16 protein-coding genes and 1 CRISPR repeat array are annotated in these 24,417 nt (G+C 65.3%); of the genes, 2 read left to right on the forward strand and 14 right to left on the reverse strand.

Going from position 1 to position 24,417, the window contains the following annotated elements:
* Positions 1–267: 267 nt before the first annotated feature.
* On the forward strand, positions 268–1,200 hold the full coding sequence (locus SACGLDRAFT_RS09455; RefSeq protein WP_232284107.1) for an alpha/beta hydrolase: 933 nt from the start codon (positions 268–270) through the stop codon (positions 1,198–1,200).
* A 309-nt stretch (positions 1,201–1,509) separates the two neighbouring features.
* Here SACGLDRAFT_RS09455 and SACGLDRAFT_RS09460 read toward each other — a convergent pair whose 3' ends face one another.
* Complete coding sequence (locus SACGLDRAFT_RS09460) at positions 1,510–2,103, reverse strand: hypothetical protein (protein ID WP_005463986.1); 594 nt, start codon at positions 2,101–2,103, stop codon at positions 1,510–1,512.
* A 107-nt stretch (positions 2,104–2,210) separates the two neighbouring features.
* Between SACGLDRAFT_RS09460 and SACGLDRAFT_RS21850 the strand changes: the two genes are divergently transcribed.
* Positions 2,211–3,019, forward strand: a protein-coding gene (locus SACGLDRAFT_RS21850) for an IS5 family transposase (protein WP_005463988.1) whose coding sequence is annotated in 2 segments (ribosomal slippage) — positions 2,211–2,553 and positions 2,553–3,019 — 810 coding nt in all. Because the reading frame shifts where the segments join, the coding sequence is not laid out codon by codon here.
* 452 nt (positions 3,020–3,471) lie between these two features.
* Here the strand turns inward: SACGLDRAFT_RS21850 and SACGLDRAFT_RS09475 are convergent.
* The 13 genes from SACGLDRAFT_RS09475 to casA form a co-directional block, all read right to left on the reverse strand.
* Positions 3,472–4,818 (reverse strand): hypothetical protein, encoded by a 1,347-nt coding sequence (locus SACGLDRAFT_RS09475; protein WP_005463989.1) that lies wholly within the window; start codon positions 4,816–4,818, stop codon positions 3,472–3,474.
* Between the two features lie 240 nt (positions 4,819–5,058).
* Positions 5,059–6,285 carry a DUF3322 and DUF2220 domain-containing protein gene (locus tag SACGLDRAFT_RS09480; protein ID WP_005463991.1) on the reverse strand — a complete coding sequence of 409 codons (1,227 nt, stop codon included), beginning with the start codon at positions 6,283–6,285 and terminating at the stop codon, positions 5,059–5,061.
* A complete protein-coding gene (locus SACGLDRAFT_RS09485) occupies positions 6,282–9,620 on the reverse strand; it encodes an ATP-binding protein (protein WP_005463996.1) in 3,339 nt (1,112 codons plus the stop codon). The genes SACGLDRAFT_RS09480 and SACGLDRAFT_RS09485 overlap by 4 nt, the downstream gene beginning before the upstream one ends.
* A complete protein-coding gene (locus SACGLDRAFT_RS09490; protein WP_005463997.1) occupies positions 9,617–10,285 on the reverse strand; it encodes a DUF4194 domain-containing protein in 669 nt (222 codons plus the stop codon). Before SACGLDRAFT_RS09490 ends, SACGLDRAFT_RS09485 begins: the two co-directional genes overlap by 4 nt.
* On the reverse strand, positions 10,282–11,775 hold the full coding sequence (locus SACGLDRAFT_RS09495) for a DUF3375 domain-containing protein (protein WP_040918847.1): 1,494 nt from the start codon (positions 11,773–11,775) through the stop codon (positions 10,282–10,284). The genes SACGLDRAFT_RS09490 and SACGLDRAFT_RS09495 overlap by 4 nt, the downstream gene beginning before the upstream one ends.
* A 719-nt stretch (positions 11,776–12,494) precedes the next feature.
* A complete protein-coding gene (locus SACGLDRAFT_RS09500) occupies positions 12,495–13,490 on the reverse strand; it encodes a phosphotransferase (RefSeq protein WP_005464002.1) in 996 nt (331 codons plus the stop codon).
* Between the two features lie 784 nt (positions 13,491–14,274).
* Positions 14,275–17,905: direct repeats of the CRISPR family, unit length 29 nt; unit sequence CGGACCACCTCCACGTGCGTGGAGAGCAC.
* A gap of 18 nt (positions 17,906–17,923) precedes the next feature.
* Positions 17,924–18,253 carry a type I-E CRISPR-associated endoribonuclease Cas2e gene (cas2e, locus tag SACGLDRAFT_RS09505; protein ID WP_005464003.1) on the reverse strand — a complete coding sequence of 110 codons (330 nt, stop codon included), beginning with the start codon at positions 18,251–18,253 and terminating at the stop codon, positions 17,924–17,926.
* Positions 18,254–18,258: 5 nt separating this feature from the next.
* A complete protein-coding gene (cas1e, locus tag SACGLDRAFT_RS09510; RefSeq protein ID WP_232284150.1) occupies positions 18,259–19,191 on the reverse strand; it encodes a type I-E CRISPR-associated endonuclease Cas1e in 933 nt (310 codons plus the stop codon).
* 60 nt (positions 19,192–19,251) lie between these two features.
* The gene (gene cas6e, locus SACGLDRAFT_RS21855; protein ID WP_005464005.1) at positions 19,252–19,923 is read right to left on the reverse strand and encodes a type I-E CRISPR-associated protein Cas6/Cse3/CasE; all 672 of its coding nucleotides are present in this window, start codon (positions 19,921–19,923) and stop codon (positions 19,252–19,254) included.
* Positions 19,908–20,675, reverse strand: a complete 768-nt coding sequence (gene cas5e / locus SACGLDRAFT_RS09515) for a type I-E CRISPR-associated protein Cas5/CasD (protein WP_005464006.1) — start codon at positions 20,673–20,675, stop codon at positions 19,908–19,910. The genes cas6e and cas5e overlap by 16 nt, the downstream gene beginning before the upstream one ends.
* Positions 20,672–21,844, reverse strand: a complete 1,173-nt coding sequence (cas7e, locus tag SACGLDRAFT_RS09520; protein WP_005464007.1) for a type I-E CRISPR-associated protein Cas7/Cse4/CasC — start codon at positions 21,842–21,844, stop codon at positions 20,672–20,674. Before cas7e ends, cas5e begins: the two co-directional genes overlap by 4 nt.
* Positions 21,822–22,538 (reverse strand): type I-E CRISPR-associated protein Cse2/CasB, encoded by a 717-nt coding sequence (casB, locus tag SACGLDRAFT_RS09525; RefSeq protein ID WP_005464014.1) that lies wholly within the window; start codon positions 22,536–22,538, stop codon positions 21,822–21,824. Before casB ends, cas7e begins: the two co-directional genes overlap by 23 nt.
* On the reverse strand, positions 22,531–24,102 hold the full coding sequence (gene casA, locus SACGLDRAFT_RS09530; RefSeq protein WP_005464015.1) for a type I-E CRISPR-associated protein Cse1/CasA: 1,572 nt from the start codon (positions 24,100–24,102) through the stop codon (positions 22,531–22,533). The genes casB and casA overlap by 8 nt, the downstream gene beginning before the upstream one ends.
* Positions 24,103–24,417 lie beyond the last annotated feature (315 nt).

The raw sequence follows: 24,417 nt of genomic DNA on the forward strand, positions 1-24,417 counted from the left end.
GGGGGCACGACGGCGCCTTACCGACCACGCGCCACCGCCGATGCTCGCCATCCACGGCACCCGCCATGTCCCCGGGCGAGGACGATGTCGTACTGAGTGAAGGAGAGTCATGACAATGCGATGGAGGACATCGGGAGCGCTGGGCGCCGTGCTCGCGCTCGGGAGTGTGCTCGGGCTCACCGGAGCTACCCAGACGTATACGCGGCCACCGAGCCGCCGGTCTTCGCCGACGGCCACGGGCTCACGGTCGTCGAACAGCCGTGGTGGGTGGATGACGAGCAACGAACGTTCAAGCTCGTCGTGCGAACCGACGAGGTGCCTCGTTACTCGACGCTGGAGGGCCAGACCTCCGGTGAGCACGTGATCATGGTAACCCTGCCGGAAGGGTATGACACTTCCGGTAACACCCGCTATCCCGTTCAGTACCACCTCCACGGCCACCCCGACTACCCGGATTCCGTGACGAACAAGGAGATGTTCGAGGAGTCGACCGCAGGTGGCGTTCCACTGATCACCGTGGCACCCAATGGTTCCGGCCGCGGCTGGTACACCAACTGGGTCAACCCGCCCGACTCGCTCGGACCGCAGAACTGGGAGACTTTCCACCTCGATCAAGTGATTCCGTTCATCGACGCGAACTTACACACGATCCCGAGCCGGGACGGACGAGCTATTTCCGGGCACTCGATGGGCGGTTTCGGGGCGATGCACTACGCGGAGACAAGGCCGGATCTCTTCGCCTACGTGGGAAGCTTTTCGGGTGGTCTCGACCTGTTGAACCAGGCACAGCGCGTGGCGGTGGTAGCCACGACACAACTTCCCACCAGCGGCATGCCGACGGTCCCTCCGGACGCGATCTTCGGTGTCCCGGTGTGGCCGCTGGACACGGTCTGGAACGAGGTGAGCCCCGCGCAGCACGTGGAGTCATTGCGGGGCATGGGTGTGGCGCTGTATACCGGGGACGGCGGAAATCTCCTTGATAACGCTCCACAGGCTGTCATCGAGAAGGTGGTGCGCGACACCAATCTCGTCACCCGTGACCACCTCGTCGCGGCCGGAATTCCGCACACGTTCGTCGACTACGGCGACGGCAGCGAGTGGGCGGAAGGCTGCACCGGTAAGCACGCACAAGCCGCGTGCCTGAAGGCCGACATGAAACACTTCGTCGGGATACTTATGGAGGAACTCGCTCATCCCTAACGCGCGATGCGCCGCGGCTACCGGCGTGCCGGGCGTAATACCACCGACGGGCACGCAAAACTCGTGGTTACCGACGCACCGTCCGAGGGCCGCTCCCGGACCGACCGCCACGCCGTTGCTTTCGAGGGTAAGGGCGAGAAGCTGATCGAACAGCTCACCTCGACGACCTCTATGGGCTCCATGGGGCGGCGTGGCGGGTCGAAGGACATTCGAGACCGTGTCGCTTTCCTTGCGGACCACCCCTTGGCATCGGGCAGACGGTCTTCGTCGCCGGTGGCATGGGACGGGTGGCCGAGAAGCTGCGCGCTGTCACCAGGTGAGGGCGACGGCTGCCGTGGCGGTGGCGTCGAGAACCGCTGCGGAGGGATCGCCGCGAAGAGGCTCGGTTTCGGCGAAGATCACCGATGAACCCCTGGTTTTCGAGTCGTAGTGGTGTCCGGTGAATGGTACGAGAGGCGCGATCGGGCGGATGTCGCCGGTGCCGTGCTCGTCGATGAGGTCCTTGAACTTTCGAGCTTGCGATGTCCGTCGCATGGTCACCTTGGACACGGCCACCAGCATCTCGTTGCCCGCCTCGTCGATGACCGGGTATTGCCAGCGTTGCAGCTTGCGACAGGGCGTGGTGAGGAAGAACTTCTGCACTTGCCCGAAGCTGAAGGTCACGCACTCGACGGCGTCTTCGTGACGCTCCCGGCCCTTGCGCATCCGTAGTTGTTTCCAGGCGCGCTGGGAGTGGCCCTGGCGAGCGGTCCGCTTCGCTTTGGGGAGCTGAGACTGGATGTTGCGGATCACGGCGGACTCGGCCGCGGACAAGCCGGCGGAGCTGCCCGCCGAGCCACCCACCGTGGACAGGCCACCGAATCCGCCCGAAGCGCTGAGCGCCACGGTGGTGCCGACCGCCACGGCAGCTACCGTTCTTCGCCCCTTTCCATTGACTGGAACTTTCCTTCCATCGGCTAAGAGCGTGTCTCGTTTGGATCTTGGTTGGGTTGCGGGCATGATCTTGGTTCGTGGTTGATGAGTTGTCGCGGCGGTTGGTGCCTGATGAGCTGTGGGCACTGGTCGAACCGCTGGTCCCTGCGCATCAGGTTCGTCCGCAGGGAGGCGGACGGTCGCGCGTGGATGATCGTGCTGTGTTCACCGCGATCGTGTTCGTGCTGACAAGCGGGTGCGCTTGGCGACACCTGCCACCCAGCTTCGGAGTGAAGGTCCCGACCGCGCATCGTCGCTTCACCGAGTGGACGAAAGCCGGATTATGGCGCAGGTTGCATCGCGCGGTACTCGATGAACTCGGCAGCCAGGGAATGATCGACTGGTCCCGCGCGGTCCTGGACGGAGCCTCCGTCAGGGCCAAAAGGGGGGATCTCTGACCGGTCCCAGTCCTGTGGACCGCGGGAAACCCGGCTCGAAGATCCATGCACTGTCCGACCGGGCGGGACTGCCGCTGGCGGTCGCGATCTCGGCCGCGAACACCAACGACGCGCACGCCCTCAAACCGCTGATTCTGGCCATCCCCGCCGTGAAATCCCGGCGGGGGCCCCGCCGGCGCAAGCCGGACAAGCTCCACGCCGACAAAGCCTACGACCAGGCCGAACTCCGAGACTGGGTACGCAAGCAAGGAATCACCGTGCGCATCGCCCGCAAAGGCATCGAATCCAGCCAGAAACTCGGCAAGCACCGCTGGGTCATCGAACGATGTATCGCGTGGCTGTTCGGATACCGACGATTGACCATACGCTACGAGCGCTACGCCAACCACTTCTGCGCCTTCCTCACTCTCGCCGCAGCCCTCACCTGCTTCAAGAAACTCGCGAAATGAGACATGCTCTAAAGTCACCCACCTCTGTTCGGGCATCGTCCTCCTCCCTCGGTGTGAGGGAGATTCTTGATCAGCTGATCGGACGCCGTGGGGGAACGGGGACAACACCCCCGAATGGGTGAGTCGAGGCGAGAAGCAGGGGGAAGTGACTGTCAGGAGTGGGTTTAACCGTGGCGGACCATTGTGGCGCTAGGGTCTGTCGCTATTGCATGGACATTCGTAACTTGAATTTATGGGGTAATCCAAGGAAGCCAATAAGGTGAGAAAGTGCCCCAGAACTGAGCGTGAAGAATTCTGTCACTTTGGTCTAGTGAGACTTGAGTTCTTTCGAGGTAGTGTGGCCACGCTTACCCATGCCCCTCTACGCCCATACATCGGGCTCATGGTGATGTCGCGGTCCCGAGACCGAGCTTGGCTGTCGAGGCTGCGGTCGGAACCGCGACATCGTGGTGTCAGGGAAGTAGGCGCATGGCGAACACGGTTCCATCCGGGCGGATCGACACCGGGCCGTCCCATGAGTTGTTCTCGGAGGGGTCGGGCCAGGAGTAGCGGCCGGCGTAGATTTCACGTCGATACTGTTTCACTTGTCCTTTTGCCAGGAGACGAAGCAGGTCCTCCGCTACGCCGGAGAACGCTTCGACCCTGACGCCGTTCAAGCGGAAGACATGGTCGGTTCCGGCGAACTTGATGCCGCAGAGAATATGGTCCACATCCTGCACGCTGCCGGCGCCAGCGTGGGCAAACCCCTCGAAATGTTGCTTCCCCTGGCGTTTGGTGAGGTACTGGGCCGTCGCTTCACCGTCGCCCGCGAAGGACGTCAACCCGGCGGCGTTCGTGCGCGCTAGCACACGACCGAACCATTCGTATCGCTCCGGGGTAACGTGGAATCCACAGGTGTCAGGAAGGTGTTTCTCTGCCTCGGGGGGAACCTGTAACTGATGGAAGTAGTTCTCGTCCCCGAGTTCGTCGTCCAGGTTGCTCGGTTTGCCGCTCACCTCATTCAGCCATCCACCGCTTCCTCGACTGCACAACGCGTGGACTGTGACACAGCCGTCCGAAGGTAGTTCGGTGCTGAAGATGAGGACGGGAGTTTCGTTCCATGGTCCAATGTGAACCATTTCGACGTGCGCTGACGCGGAGGCGAGCTGGCTGTGGGAGTACTTGATATCGCTGTGGTTGCCTTTGCAGGCGATCGGGAACACCAAGGAAGGCGATCCCGGCTTCCACAGCTCGGCGAAGTACTGTGGCTTGTACTTTCCCGGCTTGCTCCATCCGGCCTGCAGCACCGTATCCGCGGGTGTGATCGAGACGAATCGGTCGGGATAGCGCTTCGACAGAATTCGCTGTGCTGTCACCAGGGCGAAACCGATGCCGAGTTCGCGTGACTGGAGAGCCTTGTAGTACTCCGCCGTTATCTTTCCTTCGTCGGACAGATGCATGAAGGAGTCAGTTTTACCGGTCAGCGCTTGGCTGTACTTCAACGCTCCCCAGTGTTCGGCGAGGCCGCGTGCAGCTCCTCGTCTCGCAAGGGCGATGGCTTGGCCGAGCGCATGCAATACTTCCCAAGGAGTGGTTGCGATGGGCTGACTTTCCCGGTCGGGGAGGGGTTGCAAGCCCGGCTTCCGGCGTAAGGGGATGTGTCTGTCCTGCTCGCCCTTCTCGGCCTGCTTCTTCGCGCGTTCCTCGTCGTCTTTCTTCGCGGCCGCGGCTACGGCGTTTGCTAAGTTTAAATTGGAGTCTACGGAGAAGTTGGACTCGCGGGCGAGATCCTGAAGTACTTCCTTCGTCGGCTTCAGCACCGTCCCCCCAGGGTATGCGATAACTGTGCTTTGGTCTTACGCGATCTCTACCGCGATGCAACGTTACGGTCTTGATCGCACGCGCACATCCGCGTATTGAGTGATATGGTCCGAGGATTTTTCACACTCACGGATCAGTCAAAATCTATTGACAAACATCTTTCGAAGTTGGAGAGGCTTTCCTTCATGCATTGGTGGTGGCCCCATGACTTCGCAGCCGGAGGTCCTCGGCGCCTTCACTCAGCTCCGGCCGTTCGTAACGTGCAGCAGGCGGGTCACGGCGTGATCGAGGGGGATGACTTCCTGTTCGATTCGTCGGAACGGCGTGGGGCCCGCGGTCGCGATGGTGTCGTAGGCGAGGCGTTCGGCCTCGGTCAGGTGCGGTAGGACCTCCGCCGACGGTGAGAGACGGCGACCGTGTTCGTCGTGGTTGACGCCGTGATCGGCATAGCGGTGGAGGTCGGTGTCGTCCATGAGGATCGAGTGGACCGGCTTGGGAGGTGCTCCGTCCGATGCGGGCTCGGCCAGCACTGCCCGGAAACGGTCGAGGATCGCGTACCCGTCCGTGTCGATATCGCCCCAGTAGACGACGTGTTCGGCGGTCCGGAGCCAGGGCACCTCCGCGAGGAGGGAGGCCGCGGCCTTGCCACCACCCTCGACCACGATCGTGTCGCGGACTTGCGGGAACCAGAGGCGACAGTCGCGGTTCTCCACGACGAGCACGACACGAGGCCGATAGGCGATCTCGTGCACGTCCCCGGTGGTCCAGGCGTCGTGTCTGCGACGGCCGGACGCCAGGTAACCGGGATCGATGTAGGTCAGGTGCACGACCGCCGGTCGGGGCCGCGCCTCCGCACGGACGTCTCTTCCGGAGACATCGCGTAACAGCGCGCCGTGGGAGCCGAGCCACTTGGTGTGCATTCCCGGAATCGGGAGCTGCCGCAGGGTCCACGCGCTGAGGTCGGGGTGCTGACGCAGCCAGTCCACCGCGCGAAGCAGCACCTCCACGTCGTGTGCCTGAAGCCGGTGGACCGCACGGAGCGTGGCCGGGGTGAGCACCGCATCGACGGATCGCAGTGCCGAGGCGAGCTCGCGAGCCCGTTCAACATCCACAGGGGGCGGCTCGGCACCGAACTCGGCGAGGAACGCGACGCCGCCGTCGAGGTCAGCGACGAGCCTGGCGGGGAAGTCACCGACGACTCCTCGAATACTGAGCGTGCGGGGAACTAGTCGCACGCCGTGGGGGAGTCGGTCGGCGATGTCACGCCAGCGCATGCGCCACTCGTGCCAGACGCCGTATCCCAGCCTCTCCACGGCTTTTCCCGTTGTCACGCCGGGACATAGCGGCACGGAGAAGATGACTGTCTCGCCGCCATGCACGCCCGTGCACACGGCTTCCGCCCACTTCCGATCGATTCTGCGGCGGAGCTCCGCACACGCACCCTCCGGGGTGACGAGCGTGCTCATTCGTCCGGGACCCCCACCAAGGGCTTCGCCCACGACCGGCCCTCGGAGTTTTTGAGGATCAGATACTCCGCGTCCACGTGCGGCTCGATCGCGCTGTGCTTGTCGTTCGGGGCGCTGATGATCAGTTGGAAGCCGAGCCCCCGCCAGGCCCCGATGGCACGGCCGGTGAGGCGCGCGTCCGCCTTGATCAACGCCTCGTCGAGGAAGACCGGTGCGTAGCGGGGGCGGGTGGCGCCCGCGTCACCCAACTGATACCGCAACGCGGCACCGACGATGAACGCGACCAACTCCTGCGACTCACCACCGGACTTCTCCCCGATGTGGTCATACACGGCGACGTGGTTGCCGTCGAGGTCGCGTTTCTCGGCGCTGATCCGCACGTGGTTGCGGACGTCGACGAGATCGGAGAACTCGGGGGCCGTGCGGCGAATCCGATCGATCACCCTGGCCATGCGGTGATACGCGCGTTCTCGCTCGGCGTCCGTGGTCGCGCTGTCGATGAGGGCGCGGACGTCGCGCAACTCCTTGCGGAACCGGGCGCGGACCGCGGAGTGGCTCTCCTGCGGATCGATGCGCAGCCGGTGGTTGTCGTCGGCGAACGGCAGATCGGCGAGGATACGGTTGACCGGATCGATCCGGTCGCGGATCTCGCGGACCGCGGCGGCCAGCTCGCTGTCCAGGCCGGTGAGGTCGTTGCCGGACAGCTTCAGCAGGCTGTCCCGCCACTCGGCCTCCAACTCGTGCAGGCCGCTGGTCTCCAGGTCGGTGAGGATGCGGTCGAAGTCGCGATACGAGGCGTCCGCGTCGGTGCCGAGGTTCGGGTTCGGCCAGCGTTCGAGGAACGTCGAGAAGATGTCCTCCAACGCCTTCCTCGACCGGGCGATCGTCTCGGTCGCCGAACGTCGGTCGGTGTCGAGCCGGTCGGCGGCGCGTTTGACCGCCGCGTCGAACTCCGCCAGCTCCGTGGCGCTGTCCGAGTCGCCCGCGAACAGCGACTCCAGATACTCCCGGTGTTCCGGAAGGACCACCGTGCCCGTCTGCATGGCCGCGTCGAGCGCCGACTGGGCGCGGTCCACCTCGTCGACGGTCGACTCCCACTGCTTACCGAGCACCTTCACGGTCTTCTTTTGCTCGCCGACGCGCTCGGTGAGATCCCTAACCCGCTGCTTCAGCTCCTCGACCTGTTTCTGCAGCTGGTCGATCCTCGGGTTGCCCGCGCGGACCTCCTCGACGACGCGGTTCCACCGGTCTTGCTCCGCGCGCACCGAGTCGACGTCCACCTGCTTCCACGACAACTCCGTCACGGTCCGGTAGGCCGCGCGTCGGGCCTCGAACGAGTTGAGCTCGTCCTCCGCCCGCGCCACCCACGCGACGGCCTCGTCGAGACGCCGGTGCGCGAGGTCGATCCGGTGCTCGAGGTCGGCGAGCAGCCTGCCGTTGGTGAAGCCGAGCACGTTGGCGCGGCCGTGCCCGCCGTGTGCGCCCCGGCCGCCGCGTTCCGACGTCTGCCCGGAGATCGTCAGCGCCTTGGCGTACTGCCCGAGCTGCCGGGGCGTGTCGACACAGACGTAGTCGAACCGGCGGGCGAGTTCGCTTTTGAGCCACGCGGTGAACGGCGACGGACGATAGTCGAGCCTGCCGGGGAGCGTCTTCGGGTTGAGCGTGACCTCGTCGCGCAGCCCCGTGCGCACGCCCTGGAAGTGCACGCGCCGGGTCGTCCTGACCTTGTTGACGGCCTCCCGGAACGCGCTCAGGCGCCCGGAGTCGATGAGCATGAGCGTGGCGAACCCGCCGAGCGCCAGGTTGAACGCCTCCCGCCACGGCTCGAACTCGGTGCTCACCTCGATCAGCTCGCCGACGAACGGCAGCTCGTCCGGGGTGAGTCCGGCGGCCTCGGCCAGCGCCGCGCGGGCCGCGTGCAACTCGGTGGGGATGTTGCCCCGCCGGGACTTGACCGCCTTGTGCTCGGCCCGCAGCTCGGCCAGCTCCGCCTCGGCCTGCTTCTTCTCCGCCACGGCCTCGGCGAAATGGGTCTGGGCGGTGCGGCGGGCCTCCGTGTCGGCCAGGGCGCGGTGCGCCGTCTCCACCAGCGCGGCGAAGTCGTCGCCGGTCGACACCGTGGCGCCGAGGGTGTCGAGGGCCCGGTCCAACTGCTTGCGCGCTCGTTCGACGTCGACCAGCCGTTGCTCGATGGTGCGCAGCTCACCGAACGCGGTCTTCAAGTTGTCGCCCCCGGAGGCGCGAAGCGTCTCGGTCGCGCCCTCGCACTGCGCTTCGGTGGCTTTGACCAGGGCCTCGGTCTCCGCCAGTTCGTCCTTCGCCCGCTGATAGCGCCGGGAAAGATCCCGCTCGGCCGCGCGGAGAAGGTCGAGTCGTCGTTCGTGACACCACAACGCCGCGGGGGAGGACTCCGCGCTGAAGGACCCGACCGCCTCGATCAGCCGCAGCCGCTGCTCGGCGTCGTCGATGGCGCGGCGATGCTCGCGGATCGGCGTCAACGCCTTCACCTGCTGACGCGCGACGATCATCCGCTGTCTGGTGCCGGACAGTTCGTCGAACTGCTGCACCACCGCGTCCGCCGTGGCCAAAGTGGAGGGTTCTTCGAGGACCATCGTCTTGTAGAGGGCATCGACGGTGGTGATCTGCTGGCCCGCCTGGATACGGCCGAGCAGCGCGACCGCCTTGTGGCCGTCACCCGCGGCACCGATACCGAGCGTGGAGTGCAGCCGCGCGGTGAAGTCCCGGTCGGTGTCGAAGCAGGTCACCCCGGTGGCCTCGACCTCGGCGCGCGCGAACCTCTTGGCCGCCGGGCCCTCCAGATCCCGTAAGCAGTAGTGGCGGTCACAGGTGGCGCGCACCGCCACGACGTCGTCGAGGGTGCGGGCGGCCGCCGGCACGTACCAGGCGCGCAGCGCGGTGAACTCCGCGCCGGTGTGATCGACCCAGGTCATCGCGATGGCCGACCAGGTGTCGCGGCCGTCGCCGCGCAGCACCCGCATCTTCGTCTCGCCATCGGCCCTGGACTCGTCCAGCTTGCCCCGCGCATACGACAGGATGTTGCGCTGGTCCTTGCCCCTGGGCCTGCCGACCACACCGCCGTTGGAGGCCCCGTTGAACGGTGTCGTGTGGGGCATGAGCAACGCGATGTGGGAGTCCATCAGCGTCGACTTGCCCGACCCGGAACCACCGCTGAGCAGGGTCGCTCCGGGCGCGAACCGCACCCGGTGGTAGCCGTCATAGCCGCCCCAGTTCACCAGCTGCAGGTCGCGGGCCACCCACTGCTGTCCTCGTGATGCCGCCGGGATCAACCCGAACAGCGTATCGATCATGCTCACGCCGTGGCCTCGTTCCGTTCGCGCAACCACTGCTGCAGTTCGGCGAGCTTCTCCGTGCTCAGCACGACCTCCACCAACGGTGTGATCCGATACCGGCCCGCCGACTCCTCGACGAGCAGCCCCTCGGTGACCAGCCGCTGCACCGCGCTGCGAACCTCCTGCTGACTGCGGGCCAGGTTGTGGTCCTCGGGGTCGAAATAGGTCAGCACGGTCTGTTCCAGTTCCTCGATGTCCACACGCGCGGACGCCTCACCCGTGCCGCGTTCCCGCTGGAAGACGGTCCGAAGCTGCACGAGCACCAACGTCTCGGCCCGGTTGTAGGACTCGTCCCGCAGCAGGATCGGCACGTCCAGCTCCGTCGACCGCACCTGCTGCTTGTAGGCGACGCCTCGCTCGTGGTCGACCACGAGCCGGATGAACAAATCGTGCATCCGCGACTCTATGATCTGCTGATTCTCCAGCAGAGTCCGCCACTGCGCGGGATTCTTCTCGGCCAACAGGAACTTGCGGCGCAGCAGCTGGACCAGCACCCGCCGCACGTCCGCCTCCAGCGTGCCCGCGTCACCGGGGAACAACTCGGTCGGGTCGTCCTCCATCGACACCGGGTCGATGAACCCGGCGGCGGTGCCGGTCGACCAGCCGTTCTCGGGCTCGACCTCACTCATCGGTCACCACTCCTATCAGCCGGATTGGCCGCCACCACACCGCCGAGGGCGAACCGGCGCCGGGACCCGTCGGGCCGGATCGTGTCGACCGTGGTGACCTCCTCGGTCTCGGTCATCCCGGCGTCGTGGGCGATCTCCAGCAGCCCGAGCAGATCGACCGGCCGCCGGAGGTCCTCGTCCGCCGCGCGGAACGCCGCCACGACGTCCACGCGCTTCTCCCGGCCCGCGAACGCCGCCAAGTGGTCCTCCAGCTCGGGGTATCGGGGACCACCCCAGGCCCTGGTGTCGGCGGTGGTCACGTCCTCGATCTCCTCCCACTCCCGCAACGGCGCGGGCGGTTGCGGCGGCCGCAACTCGCTCGTCCGCTGCCGCAGGTGCCCCAGGTCGGCCACCGGAAGACGGCGCAGCGGCTCGACGGGCTCGCCCCGACGAGAGGCGGGAACCCACTTGTGCAGTTCGGACATCACGTTCCTCAGCAACTCGTCGACCTGACGGTCGCGCAGCGGGTCGTGATTGCGCACCTGGGTGGTGATGACGTGGGAAGCCTGGCGTTGTGCGGCCAGCACCTCCTTGACACCCTGTTCGACCCGGCGCGAGATGTCGGTGAGTTCCCGGCGCTGCTGTTCGGACAGCAGATCGGTGAACTTGTGCCGCAGCACCGTGCGCAGCTGGCTCCACAAGTTGTGGATCTGTGCGGGGTCGCCGATGAGCCGCAACGCACCGGCGAACGCCCGACCCTCCGGGGTGGCGTCCAGGATGCGCTGGCCCCGCTCCAGGTATTCGCGAAGGACCTCACCGGTCGGGCGCACGTCGTGCCGCAACTCGGCGACGACGTCCCGCTGCACGGCCTTGATCGACTCGGCTACTCGGGCGAAGTCCGCGGGCAACTCCCGCGCCAGGTGCAGCACGTTCTCGGCGGCTTCGAGCAACTGCTCGTCGGGGACGGTCTCGACCTTTCCACCGCGTTCCAGCCGGGCGAGTTCCTTCTGCCGCTGCTGGATTTCTTCGTGTAGGCGGGAGATTCTGGCCATGACGTCGGGGTCGGCGTCCTGCGCGAGCCGCTCGATCGCCTGCAGCAACGTCCTGACCCGTGATTCCGACACCCTGGTGCGTACTCCGCCGACCCGGCCGGCGACTTCGAGCGCGCCGACGCCGTGTGCCGACAGCCGATACACCTCGACGTCGTCGTCGGAGACGTGCCGCACCAGCCACCCGGCCTGCACCCACTGCCGGCACAGGTCCCGCGCGTTCCCGGAAGGCAGCGGTTGGTTGTCGTCGTCGCCGTAGCCCGCGGCCCGCAGCTGCTGGAGGGCGTCGTCGATCTCCGCGTGCGCGTCGGCCACCGCCACGCTCGGCCGCTCGGCGGTGAAGACCATCGCCAGCGCCGTCACCACGAAAGGCGCGTGTGTCTGATGGAGGAGAGCGAGCATGGGGTTCTGGAACGCTCGCAACGCACCCTGGTACGCGCCTTCTATGCCTCGTGTAGCCATCGCGGCGTTAGGGTACGGCGTGAGGCCGACACACTCGGTGCTGACCGCTCGCGCCGTGCCGGGGAGCGTCGTGGTAGTCGGGAGTGCGACGTCACCACAGGGGCTTTCGCGGCGACTCGATGACCAACGCGTTGGGATCTTCGGAGGCGACAACCTCCGAAGAAACCGTGCGTGCTGGCCGACGAGTGCAGCGCCATTGCTTGGCGGTCTCGCCGCTACGATTGGTTACTTCTCGATTTTCGGGCATGGATCGTCCCCAGGGCTATGTCAAGGGATTCACGAAACGGTTCTCGGGAAGCATCGGAAGTTGTTTTTCGTGACTGGGATAGTAGTGATGGATGAGGCGAACGACAGCAACGGTGACAACGCCAAAGACAGCGAGATCTGGCTTGTTCCCGGCAGGGGTTGCCGGATTCGTGTTCATGGCCAAGGTAATGGTTTCCATGGGGCACGCGGAGTCCCGCAAACTGCCTGTTTTGCAGGCCCTGGTTTACGGGGCGTTCTTTCGTTGCTACTCGGCCCGGCGGTGGCACTGAGTCGTCTTTCGGAGTCGTCCAAGATGCGGAACGTGCGTCAGGGACTACACCGCGCTCTCCGGACTTAGGGGTTGAAGGAAATTCTGGGCATCACGGCCCGTTTCGTGATGCTATTTCCCGTTGCACCGAAAGAAACCTTTCGAACGCTGAAGCCCCGTACCTTGGTTAGATGGACTGTCTTGCTCACGGGGCCGGGAACGTCTTCAAGGTCTCCACGGTATCGGCGAGGCCCTGCCAGGCTGTTTCGGTGTCGCTGGTTCGGGTGTGCGGGCTGCGAAACCACGCGAGGAACTCGGCGAGGTCGGTCAGAGCCCAGCGCAGCCGATACAACGCCAGCGCTGACGGATCCGGGGCGAAGCCCGTCAGCTCCGTGTAGTGGCCGAGGGCTGCCGGGTCGTCGGAGAGTAGGGACAGGTCGCGTTCGGGCACCGCCAATCCGACGGTGTCCCAGTCGATGAGGAGATACCCGCCCTCGATGCGCAGGAGGTTGCCGGGGTGGGGCTCGCCGTGCGTGACGACCAGCGGCCCGCCGCCGCGCCGGACCCGGTCGGCCAAACGGTCGAAGTCGGCCAGCCGCGTGCGGAACAGCTCCGCCTCATTGGTCACGAGTGCTCGTGCGGGTTCGGAAAACGGCCCGCCGGACCACGGCAAGGAGGCCTCCGCGAGGGCGCTTTCCAACCCGGCCCGCCCCGGCGGGTCCAGCACGGTGGCCGGAGTGCACCGCGGCGGTGTGCTGCGGTGCAGCCGGGCGAGCAGACCGAGCACCTCGTTCCGCTCCGCGCTCGACAACTCCCGAGAGAAGTCGCCCGCCTCTCCGTGGACGAAGGGGAAGAGGCTGAGTGCGTAGCGGTCGTCCACCGCGACCACGGGATCCCCGGTGCGGGAACGCCGGGGAGCGACCACGAAGTCCAGGCCGGCGCGCTCGTGCAGAGTGGCCGCGGTCTCCATGGCCTTGCGCAGCCCCACTAACGCCATCTCGGGAGTCGGTCCGCAGTGTTCCTTGTGGGCCAGGTCGGAAACCTTGGCGAACCACTGCCGACCGTCCTCATCGGTGACGCGCCAGTGGTAGTCGCCGAAACCGACCGGGGCGTAGGATGCCGTGTGCACGACGACGCCGAAGTGTTCGGCGAGCCCGGTGGCCAGGTCCTCCTCGCCGAAGTTCTCCGGGCGGGTCTCCATGACCTCACGCTACCAAGCGAACTACGCAAAACTCCCCATAACTGTCGTCGTCGAACTCGCGCATTTGCCGCAGGAGAGAAGCGAACAGCACGGGGAGACGAGGACCGAGACGGCGAGCAGGCCCAGCACAAGACGGGCGGCGTAGGTGGCGGCCGCACCGTCTCGCCTCGCAGGTGCGAGCGAAGGAAGAGCCGGAAGTCATCGCTCCATGTGAGCCGTGGCTTGCAGTTCCGTGTATCGCTCGATCACCGACGCGAATCGGCCCGTGGTGTCTCTGGGACGATCGATCGCGATGCTCTCACCCGATGGGTTCCTGGCTAGGGCGTCGGTGGCTTCCAGCCGAGGACGAGCATGTCGAAGATTGTGACGACGGCGTCGCGGCGATCTAGGGCGATTGGGGGACGAGAGCCGGGATCGTGAGGACGAACCGGGCGAGCGCGCGGCATCCAACGCGTCGTGGTTCACGCTGTCCATCCATCGGAGATGGCTGCGTCGAGACTGTCGGTGTGACAGACCCGCATGCCCGCCGTAGGCGCGGAGCTCTGGCGTGGAGTCCACCAGGCAGTGAAACTCGACCAGCTGTGGGTGCTCAGTAATCGGCCAGGTGCCGAGGAAGTACTGCCGGAGCGTGTCAGGACGCTCTGCCCCGCAGTCCAGCCCGCCGGGGGACCGCGCGGATACTGCACTTTGCCAACGGCACGACCGTAGAGACCGATCTGGTTATCCGGCGCCGCCAGCGCGTTCTCACGGGTCCGTCCGGCGGTCTCCCCAGCCGCCCCTACCGCGGCCTACCTCCACGTGCGTGGAGAGCACCCCGCCGATACCCAACGCCTGCACCGTGGGGTCGGACCACCTCCACGTGCGTGGAGAACACGAACCATCGGCACCCGTCGCGGTCTACCAGGTCGGACCACCTCCACGTGCGTGGAGAACACCCCCTCCGGTCCCGGTTGAACGCGTCCAACGACGGACCACCTCCACGTGCGTGGAGAACACCCCTCGCCGACGTCTATGCATGGTGGGAGGAGCGGACCACCTCCACGTGCGTGGAGAACACCGCCCCCAGATTCCCTCGAATCGCGTGCTCCGCGGACCACCTCCACGTGCGTGGAGAACACGGCGCGATCGGCCGCCTACGGCCAAATCAGATCGGACCACCTCCACGTGCGTGGAGAACACGTCGGCGAAAGGCACGGTCGCCCTCCTGGTGGCGGACCACCTCCACGTGCGTGGAGAACACGGGGTGTCCGGGCTCGCGCCTGGCGCTCCGGCCGGACCACCTCCACGTGCGTGGAGAACACGCGAGGGAGAACTCCTCGACTGTGGCGGCACGCGGACCACCTCCACGTGCGTGGAGAACACGCCGCCCTCGACCCGCTGAACACCGGCCGAGTCGGACCACCTCCACGTGCGTGGAGAACACGGGCCTGAGAGGCTCTGTGAGCCGCGCGGTGCCGGACCACCTCCACGTGCGTGGAGAACACGAGGACCGGCCATCCCCGCTGACTCAGGTCTACGGACCACCTCCACGTGCGTGGAGAACACCCAACCACGGGTGATCCAGACCGCGTGGCCGGCGGACCACCTCCACGTGCGTGGAGAACACAGGTCACGATGTCCACCAGCGAGCCGCGCTTCCGGACCACCTCCACGTGCGTGGAGAACACGGGGCACTGCCCTGCCGGGGTGGTGCCCCTCCCGGACCACCTCCACGTGCGTGGAGAACACGACGCGGCGGCCGACTACCCGTGGGTGGTGGACGGACCACCTCCACGTGCGTGGAGAACACCGTGTTCCAGCGACAACTGGCCCACCCAGCCACGGACCACCTCCACGTGCGTGGAGAACACGGTGGTGACCATCGTCCGGTACGCGGCCAGACCGGACCACCTCCACGTGCGTGGAGAACACCCTCCCGACTGGCCACTGTTACACCAGATAGGCGGACCACCTCCACGTGCGTGGAGAACACTCTGCTTGCTGACAGTTAGATAGGTGGGTATGCGGACCACCTCCACGTGCGTGGAGAACACCCGGTCGGCACCGTCGGAAGACGCAGCGACGTCGGACCACCTCCACGTGCGTGGAGAACACGTACGCCGTGCCCGCGTGCCCGTCAATCACGGCGGACCACCTCCACGTGCGTGGAGAACACTCCAACCTCAACGCCCGTCAGTGTCTTCGTTACGGACCACCTCCACGTGCGTGGAGAACACGTACTTCCGTAATTTGATTCGCGCTCTCCGGTTGGACCACCTCCACGTGCGTGGAGAACACCCGAGCGCCTGCCACCCCCCATGGCGCCCCGCCGGACCACCTCCACGTGCGTGGAGAACACAGTTTTGCTCCGGGGGCCTACCGAATGACCGGCGGACCACCTCCACGTGCGTGGAGAACACCGTGGCGCAGGCGGTGTGCGACGGCATCAACGCGGACCACCTCCACGTGCGTGGAGAACACCCGCTGAGGGAGAACAGCGCCTCCGGCCACACCGGACCACCTCCACGTGCGTGGAGAACACCTGCTCACCTATCTCGGCCGCATCAACCAGAACGGACCACCTCCACGTGCGTGGAGAACACCGTGTCCTGGCGACCCTCCACGCGGACGCCATCGGACCACCTCCACGTGCGTGGAGAACACAGCTGGCTGAGCATCCCATAGATGCCAGTGGTCGGACCACCTCCACGTGCGTGGAGAACACGTGTAGAGCCCGGACAGGTCCTGCGGGAACGCCCGGACCACCTCCACGTGCGTGGAGAACACCACTCGAAACGCAAAGTTGCCACCTTAGCGGCCGGACCACCTCCACGTGCGTGGAGAACACGGGCGTTGGCGACCCTCCAGGTCAAGTCGGAGCGGACCACCTCCACGTGCGTGGAGAACACGTCACGGGCTGAAGAGACGAGATCGTGATGGCCGGACCACCTCCACGTGCGTGGAGAACACGTGGTCCCTGAACCGAAAGGACGTCTCAGTCCCGGACCACCTCCACGTGCGTGGAGAACACTTCCCCGACGTGAGGTTCGACAACGAGGCTCGCGGACCACCTCCACGTGCGTGGAGAACACACGGCGCCCTCGACGATCCAGGCGAGGGCGGCCGGACCACCTCCACGTGCGTGGAGAACACGTCTTCTGGGGCTAGACAATCATCCAATAGCGCGGACCACCTCCACGTGCGTGGAGAACACGGTCGGGGCCGCTTGGCCTCCGGGTCGCAGTCCGGACCACCTCCACGTGCGTGGAGAACACGCCCGTCGAAGGCGCCCCTGCTGTCGAGTCGCTGGACCACCTCCACGTGCGTGGAGAACACTCGTGGAAGGTGGTTTTCCATGTCGCCGAGGCCGGACCACCTCCACGTGCGTGGAGAACACATCATTTCTCGGGGGCTCCGGTACGTCCCTAATGGACCACCTCCACGTGCGTGGAGAACACACCTGCCGATCGATTCGAGCCGCGTGACCCTGCGGACCACCTCCACGTGCGTGGAGAACACTTCTCCGGTCCGACCTTGGTTATCTCTCCTAGCGGACCACCTCCACGTGCGTGGAGAACACACCAGCGTGGACAGCGCCGGTGACGCTGCGGCCGGACCACCTCCACGTGCGTGGAGAGCACCGATGGAGGTGGCCGACACGGTGGAGGCGGTCCGGACCACCTCCACGTGCGTGGAGAGCACAACTGGAATGTTGAGCGCGGAGGGTCTGTAGTCGGACCACCTCCACGTGCGTGGAGAGCACTGGTCCTGGAGACCTACCGCGAGCGCAAGCTGCGGACCACCTCCACGTGCGTGGAGAGCACTCGGCCGCGGCCTGCACGCCGAGCTCCTGCTGCGGACCACCTCCACGTGCGTGGAGAGCACCCGTCGAGGAGTTGTCCGGGGCCGTCCCCAGTCGGACCACCTCCACGTGCGTGGAGAGCACCTCTGTTGACAGCTCGGCACGCTTGGCGAGTTGCGGACCACCTCCACGTGCGTGGAGAGCACAGTGCCCGGTCTGTGTCGCGGATGGGCCGAAACGGACCACCTCCACGTGCGTGGAGAGCACTGAAGGCCGCGATCAACGGCGCAATCAGAATCCGGACCACCTCCACGTGCGTGGAGAGCACGCGACCTACACCGACGTTTACAAGATCGCGCACGGACCACCTCCACGTGCGTGGAGAGCACGCGGCGGTGTCGATGATGTTCGCCACCACGCTCGGACCACCTCCACGTGCGTGGAGAGCACTCCGGCCGGACACCGTTTCAGATTCTGGAGGACGGACCACCTCCACGTGCGTGGAGAGCACGTGCTGAAAGTGCAGCCGGATCAACCCGGCCACCGGACCACCTCCACGTGCGTGGAGAGCACGTTCGTTTATCGCTATAAGGGCCACTACGGAGCGGACCACCTCCACGTGCGTGGAGAGCACCCTTCGCGACCTGCGGTTTTAGAAGGGCAGTTGTTCGTTTTGGTTCTCTTGCCACGGCGGGTTCAGGTCACGGAAGGCGATGAGTTGCAGACCGTCGAAGTCCATGACTTGGCGGCGTCGTTCGCCTGCGGTCTTGATGACGTAGCGTTGCTCATTGTCAGTGGGGTGAACGCACACTGCGGCCCCCTCTCCAACGGCCGCGCTGACCTGCTCCCATAGAGCGTCACGCACCCGAGCGGATATCGACCCGACGTAGAGACCGGGAGCCGGCTCGGTCAACCAGCGGCTCAATGAACCGCGCACATAGTCCGGCACAGCGGTAGTGGAGATCACGACCAGATTGGGCATCGGGCTCAATCCTCCCAGTCCCAGCCATAGTTGACCCCGGCTTCGACCGCACCGAGGTCAGGGTCCCACAAATGCACGAGCTCGACTTCCTCCGGATCTTCCGTCTCGCCGGGATCCTGGGCTATGGAAGGGTCGAGGAGCCGCTGGACGTCTCGCACGATCCGGGGCATCAGCCGGTACAGGTGGAAATCTTGTCGCATCCGTATTCGGACGTCACGGTCCGGCTGAGCGCTCTTGTGGAGCGCGAAAGCCAGCGGGATGGTGTGTTTGGCCTTGTACAAGTCGGCCACGTCGTAGACGAATGAGTGCTGCTTTCCACTGTGGATGAACCCCAGCGCCGGCGAGCACCCCAGCGCGAGCAAAGCACTGTGCACGGCCCCGTACAAAGCTGTGTTCGCCGCCGAGAGTGCTTGATTGACAGGGTTTTGATCACCCCAGTTCGCCGGGTTGTAGTTGCGTTTGAAGCCCCGCAGCCCGTGGCGGTCCGCCAACGAGCGGTAGAGCGCTTTCATTCGCTGGCCCTCAAGTCCCCGCAAGGTGTTCAGGTTGGTTCCGGCCGGGACTTCGGCGCCGAACCGCATGGAGTACATGCGGGCGGCCACGTCTAACCGGGTGGAGTCATCTGCCCAGGCCCGCACCTGACGCTCCAACCATTCGGTGGTCAGGTTGGGCGCATGGCTGCCGGAATACATCCGTACGCCACCGGCTCCGGTCCACAACACTGTCGTGTTGTGACGTGCGCACGTGGCCATGGCGGGCTGGGTAACCGAGGTCCCGGTACCGAACAGGATGCAGGAGATCGCCGCTACGGGTAGATAGACCCGACTGGTTCCACCGTCCGGCTGTTCGACATACGCGCACACCCCCGTGTCGTCCTGAACGACCCGCACGTTCTCCAAGTACAAAAACGACAGCGAGTCGGCCACGCGCGGCAACATCGCCACGGTGGGGGTGGTGAGTAAGCGTCTCGGGTGATCGTCGCCACGTGTCACAGGCGTTCACCCACCGGACGTCGGCACCGGCGCGATGCTGAGCAGTCCGCAGCCGTAGGTTCGGGCACGGCCGACACCTTCGACTACCGCGGAGCGAACCTTCTCCGGGGCGGCTACCACCGCGACCCCCTCGAATCTCGTCACCCCGTGACTGGTGGCGCGACAACGTCCCCGACGATCCCGGTTGCGGGAGCCCAGGATGTCCGGCATAGCCGAAGCAGTGGTGGAAAGCAGCTCAAGACCTGATTCGGCCGCACGCCGATGCCACCATTCCTCCGCATCCGCCCCATGCAAAGCAGCGAGTCGGCCCTTCTTGTCCCCCGCGCTGTTACCGAGCCGTTTGGTGGGGTTGGCATCGATGCGGTACCGAACTTGTGTTCCGGAGCGCATCGAGCTCACCAGGGACTCGATGTTTCGGCATTCCGGGGTGCCGTGCGCGAAGTCCGGAGCAAGATTGTCCACCCGCGGTGCGCAGGAGAGTTGGGCGAGGATCTTCAATCCCCGCTGGGTGTGCTCGGCACGGAAAAGGACATTGGCCGCTTTACGCGCCTGGTCTCCGAGAGCATCGGGTGCCAGCCGCATGATGTCCCGGTGGAGAGCACCTCCGTCGAGGGTTCCGCGTGACCACACCCGATGGCATCGGGGGTTCACCAGAATCCGTACTAGCCAGAGTGACACGCCACTCCTTCCCCGTTCAGGTATTTCCGCAACTGCTCCGGGTACTCCCGCAACGTCGAAACTCCCAGCTCTGCCGGTAGCGTCAGTGTGCTCCGCCACACGGGACGTGGTGAATAGGCGCGGTCCACCGACGTGAACGCGGCGGGCACATCGTGGATTTCGCTGCGGACACCGTCTCGGCGTTCGACAGGGAAGATGAAGTCGACCGGGACTGTCTCCTCGTCTTTTCCCACCCGGCGGGCCAGTGGCACCCGCGTGCACAACTCCGCCACCGGGTCCTCCACCGGGACATCGAGTAACAAGGGCTGATCGGGAGGGCAGGATCGCCGCCCCAGATACGGCTGCCAGTGCGGATACCGCAAGGCATGCCGGACCTGATCCAACACCTCCGACGGACCCTGCACCGCCACCACGAAAACCGCATCGGCGAGATACTCCCGCCAAGTCTGCACGGTGCCCTTCCCAGCCGGTCTTCCCTTGCCGTCCGCGGTCGGTACTTTCATGCTCGGCGGCAACGCGCCACCAGCGGTCTGGTAGTCGATGATGCGGGTGCCGGGGCGGTCCACCCGGATGGTGAATGTCAAGGCCGCCAGATCCTCCAGCGAGTCGCCTCGCCGACGCCCCATGACACACGCCAGAAGCCCCAACAAACCGGAGCGAGTGGGAAACCCGGCTGTGTCACGCACGTCGAACGTGCTGCGTTCACCCCACGACTGCAGGGGACCGGCCAGCCGCAACAGCAGACCGCTCATGACCGCCCGCCGGGAAGTGCCACGTCCACCGCGTCGTCGATCAACTTCTCGAACGAACGCGCATTGACACCGAGATGGCTCCACCCTTCCGTGTTCTTCGGCATCGCGCCCGGTGTGGTGGTATGAGCGGAGAACAACACGTGTGACTCGCCGAGCAACTCAGCGATCGCCCCGGCATGGGAGTCCAGTCGGTGTGCCGACTTCCTCACGAATCCGTCACCGCCGCCCACGGGAGCTTCGAACGCGTTCGCCAGCGACACCGGTCGATCATCACGTACCGTGACGTAGACGAGGTCCGGCAGCGTGACAGCGGCCGTCGCGTTCTGCTTGCCGGAGGGCACCGTGGTGATGAAACCGTCCAAGAACGTCTTCACCAGCACACGAGCCAGGTCCGTGTCCCGGTCGAGGTTACGGAGCAAGTCCGTCAGATTGACGTTGGCATAGCGGTAGAAGGTTCCGGCGCTGAACAAAGCGGTGTCCATATAACCGCTCCCCGGGAGGTCGAGTTTTTGCTCGATGTCGTCCACGGCGGTGAAGAAATCGTACTCCACCGCGGTGCCGTGAGTGGTGAAGGCATGCGCCACCTGCACCGCACCGTCGACGTTGGCACCGGGTAGTTCGGCCACCATCCGCCCGAACAGGTTGATGGTCGCACTTCGGCGACTGAGAATCTCGTTGATCCTCTCCGACGGCAGCTTCGGCTTCATGCCGGTGAGCTTTTTCGCTTTCTTGGCCTCCGCGAGGATCATCTCACGGTGTTCGTCGGCCAGAGCTGCCAGCTCATCGATTCCGCTTTCCGGCAACAACAACAGAACGTTGGTGGTCAGGACGACCTCGTCACTTTCGTCCTTCTCCTGCTTCAGGCTGATCTTCTTCCCCGCGGACAGAGCGATCTGAACCCCGGCCGCTTCGGCCTCGGGCTTCTCCCAGCCTTGCTTGATCAGACGTTCCGCGACACCGACCACGACACGACGAGTGCGAACGGTCTCGCCACCCACGGCCTCCTCCACGTGCTGGCGGACCACGCGCTTCCAGCTCTGGCTCGACACCCTCGTTCGTTCCACGCCACCGAACTCCACCGTCTTGGGTGAGCCCGTGTCGTCGCGGTTCACATTGGAAAAGGGGAGGGTCTGGATGACGTGGATGTCAATGTACTTCGGCGTGCTCATTCTTCTCCTTACCGGTCGTGTCGTTGGGTTCGTCGTTGAGCTGGCGGTAGTAGTCGCGAAGCCAGGTGGCTGAGATATGACGTTGCGAGTACCGATCCCACCGTGCTAGGTCCTCGATCAACTGCGCCCAGTCGACTTCGACCAGCCCACTGCGCAGCAAGGCGACGAGTCGAGGCAATTGGCGATGCACGCCGACGTTGTTGGCGCGGCACAAAGCGTGCAGACGGGCTTCCATGGTGCCCGACCGAGACAATCTCTTCAGGACTGCTTCAGCGCAGCTGGCGCCCAAGGACCGGGGACTCGACATGGTCGATGCACTGTCGGAATCCCCTGACACGAGATCCGTCTGTTCGGCCCGTGCGGGATCCTTTGTCTCCGTGGGTGTGGAGTTGGCTTGCCCGGCAGCGATGTCCTGTTCCCTCGGACGCAGTGGTTGGGCGCACATCATCGCCGCCACGGTCAAAAACGCTCGTTCGACAGCAGGGTTCGAGGACTCGGGAAGAAAGGCGGAGACTTCACCGAGCGCCACGAAGGTACGCGCTTCCCCGGGCTCTCCGCCCAAAGCCGCCCGCACGGCCGCCCGCCGCGCCGGGGTCGTCAACACATCGCGACGCACGTGCCGCACCCACCGCTTCGCATGCCGTCGAATCTCGTCTTTCTCCGACCGCGAGGCGTTTTCCCCATCGTCAGCCATCGTCTTCTCCGTTCGCCTTAGCTTCCGAACGCCATCCCCGCCACAGACCGCGGCGATGTTCTTCCACCGCCTTCACCTGCTTCGGTTGGCGCATGAGGTCGGCGGTGGTGTCGTCGTATGTCCGCAAAGCGACCTCGATCATTCGGTTCCGCACCGGGGCAGAGGCCTCCTCGGCATGCACTGCTTCCCAGAAGCAGCGTTCCGCTGATTGCCAGTACGTCGTCATCGCCTTGTGCAGCCACGGAACACCACGATCACGCGCCTTGCCGTTGGTCGTCTTACTGAGCTGCTGCCACAGCCCGGAGAGCGCTTCCTGCAGCTGCCATGCGGTCTGCTCCGCGGCCTCTCGGGCTTCTCGAAGCTGCGCCCACCGGCGCGGATCCCGTGCTTGCCACGCCTCCAACACCGGTGGTGTGATCCCCGAGAAGTACTGACGCTCCTTGGCCTGGGAGCGGTCCTGGTCGAAGCCGAGCGCTCGGATCGCTGTGAACGCGCCCTCCTCGACTGCTAGTTCGTCCAGGTGCGCGAGCACCTCCGGTCGCCGGCGTTGTTCTGTCCTTCCCAGCAAGGCGTCCAAGTCCCGCCACACCGCCCGAGTGGCCGAAGCTGATTCCGAAATCGGAGCACCGCCGTTCGTGGGAACACGGTGCATCACATACGGGTCTTCGGTCGGCGCATGTTCTTCGCGCCAGGCCCACGTGATTCGGGCATCGACTACCGCGTCACCGGATTCGGAAGGAGTGAGAAGCACCGCGTGCCGAAAGCGACCGGTCAACTTTCGCGCCAACCCTTGTGCCGGTGGGGGAACGCTCAACGGGTCGTGGGGTTCCTCTTCCCATGGGGCGGCATCGTGCTCATGCCAGGGAACATAAGGAAGTCCCAGCACCAGCGTGTGGAAGAGGCTTTTGCCCACGGGATGGTAGGAGACCGTGCCCCGTAGCGGGCCCGACTTGGTGTCTCCCGCCCTTGTCTTTCCCACCTGACGTGCGGTGCAGCGGCCGGGCGGACCGTAATACAGCCATGTCAGCAGTGACCACACCGCCTCCGCGGCCGGGACCGGAGAGGGATCGGCGTCGACCGTGTGGCTGTGCCACACGAAAGCTTGTCCCGCGGCACGGTTGAGGACAAGTTTGTTCACACCGGAACTGACCTGGTCACCTTGGGGATTCCGGCACTGCTCGAGCAGACGTGCATCCTGCAGAAAGGGGTGCGCCGTCGCGGTGTGGAAGAGTTCGAAACGCCCTGAGAACTCGTCGAAGTACCGGCGGATCGCCGTTTCGTCGAACCGTCCCGTGTGCAGAAGGTCCTCGCGTGCCTCCTCCCAGTCCTCGAAGGACTCCATGCGGTCCAAGCCCGTGATCCGTCCGGTCAGTACCACCAGGATGCGAAGGAAGCCCGACAGTGCCGGGGGTGGTGATATCTCCACATCCTCGATCCGATGAGCATGCAGCAGCAGATCGACCAAACCCAGCGGTGTTTCCGGACTGAATGTCTCCGGCCGCTGCCCTGCACGCCATCTCACCGGGCAGAACCCGCGCTCGGCGAGATCGAAACCAGGGGGCATGTATCAGCCCTCTCTCGTCTTGTATGCTGCTTGATGCGGAATTTCGCTGTCTGATCGGCTCGAATCTCCACTTATCGTGGAGGTGGTCCGTGGCGAGCCCTGAGAGCGGTTACTTGGCCGCTGCTTCTCCACCTATGTGGAGGAAGCGCTGGGCTACCTTCAGTGCGGTGGCCCAGCGCAAGCCCGGCTACTACGTCAAACACTCGTGCCTACCAAGAACGCCAGCAGGCTCACAAACATGATCAATGCCATCCTCTCGGGAAGATAGATGTGGAACCTCCTGTCTTGTGGGCCTCGGTGGTCGCCGCATCCAGA

The sequence above is a fragment of the Saccharomonospora glauca K62 genome (assembly GCF_000243395.2).
Taxonomy (GTDB): domain Bacteria; phylum Actinomycetota; class Actinomycetes; order Mycobacteriales; family Pseudonocardiaceae; genus Saccharomonospora; species Saccharomonospora glauca.

Bases quoted from the DNA above. Each gene is read 5' to 3' on its own strand.
- cas1e (WP_232284150.1), bottom strand. From the start codon at position 19,191: ATGTTGCCGCGCGTGGCCGACTCGCTGTCGTTTTTGTACTTGGAGAAC.
- cas2e (WP_005464003.1), bottom strand. From the start codon at position 18,253: ATGCCCAATCTGGTCGTGATCTCCACTACCGCTGTGCCGGACTATGTG.
- SACGLDRAFT_RS09480 (WP_005463991.1), bottom strand. From the start codon at position 6,285: ATGAGCACGCTCGTCACCCCGGAGGGTGCGTGTGCGGAGCTCCGCCGC.
- cas5e (WP_005464006.1), bottom strand. From the start codon at position 20,675: ATGAGCGGTCTGCTGTTGCGGCTGGCCGGTCCCCTGCAGTCGTGGGGT.
- SACGLDRAFT_RS09490 (WP_005463997.1), bottom strand. From the start codon at position 10,285: ATGAGTGAGGTCGAGCCCGAGAACGGCTGGTCGACCGGCACCGCCGCC.
- SACGLDRAFT_RS09500 (WP_005464002.1), bottom strand. From the start codon at position 13,490: ATGGAGACCCGCCCGGAGAACTTCGGCGAGGAGGACCTGGCCACCGGG.
- casB (WP_005464014.1), bottom strand. From the start codon at position 22,538: ATGGCTGACGATGGGGAAAACGCCTCGCGGTCGGAGAAAGACGAGATT.
- cas7e (WP_005464007.1), bottom strand. From the start codon at position 21,844: ATGAGCACGCCGAAGTACATTGACATCCACGTCATCCAGACCCTCCCC.
- SACGLDRAFT_RS09495 (WP_040918847.1), bottom strand. From the start codon at position 11,775: ATGGCTACACGAGGCATAGAAGGCGCGTACCAGGGTGCGTTGCGAGCG.
- casA (WP_005464015.1), bottom strand. From the start codon at position 24,102: ATGCCCCCTGGTTTCGATCTCGCCGAGCGCGGGTTCTGCCCGGTGAGA.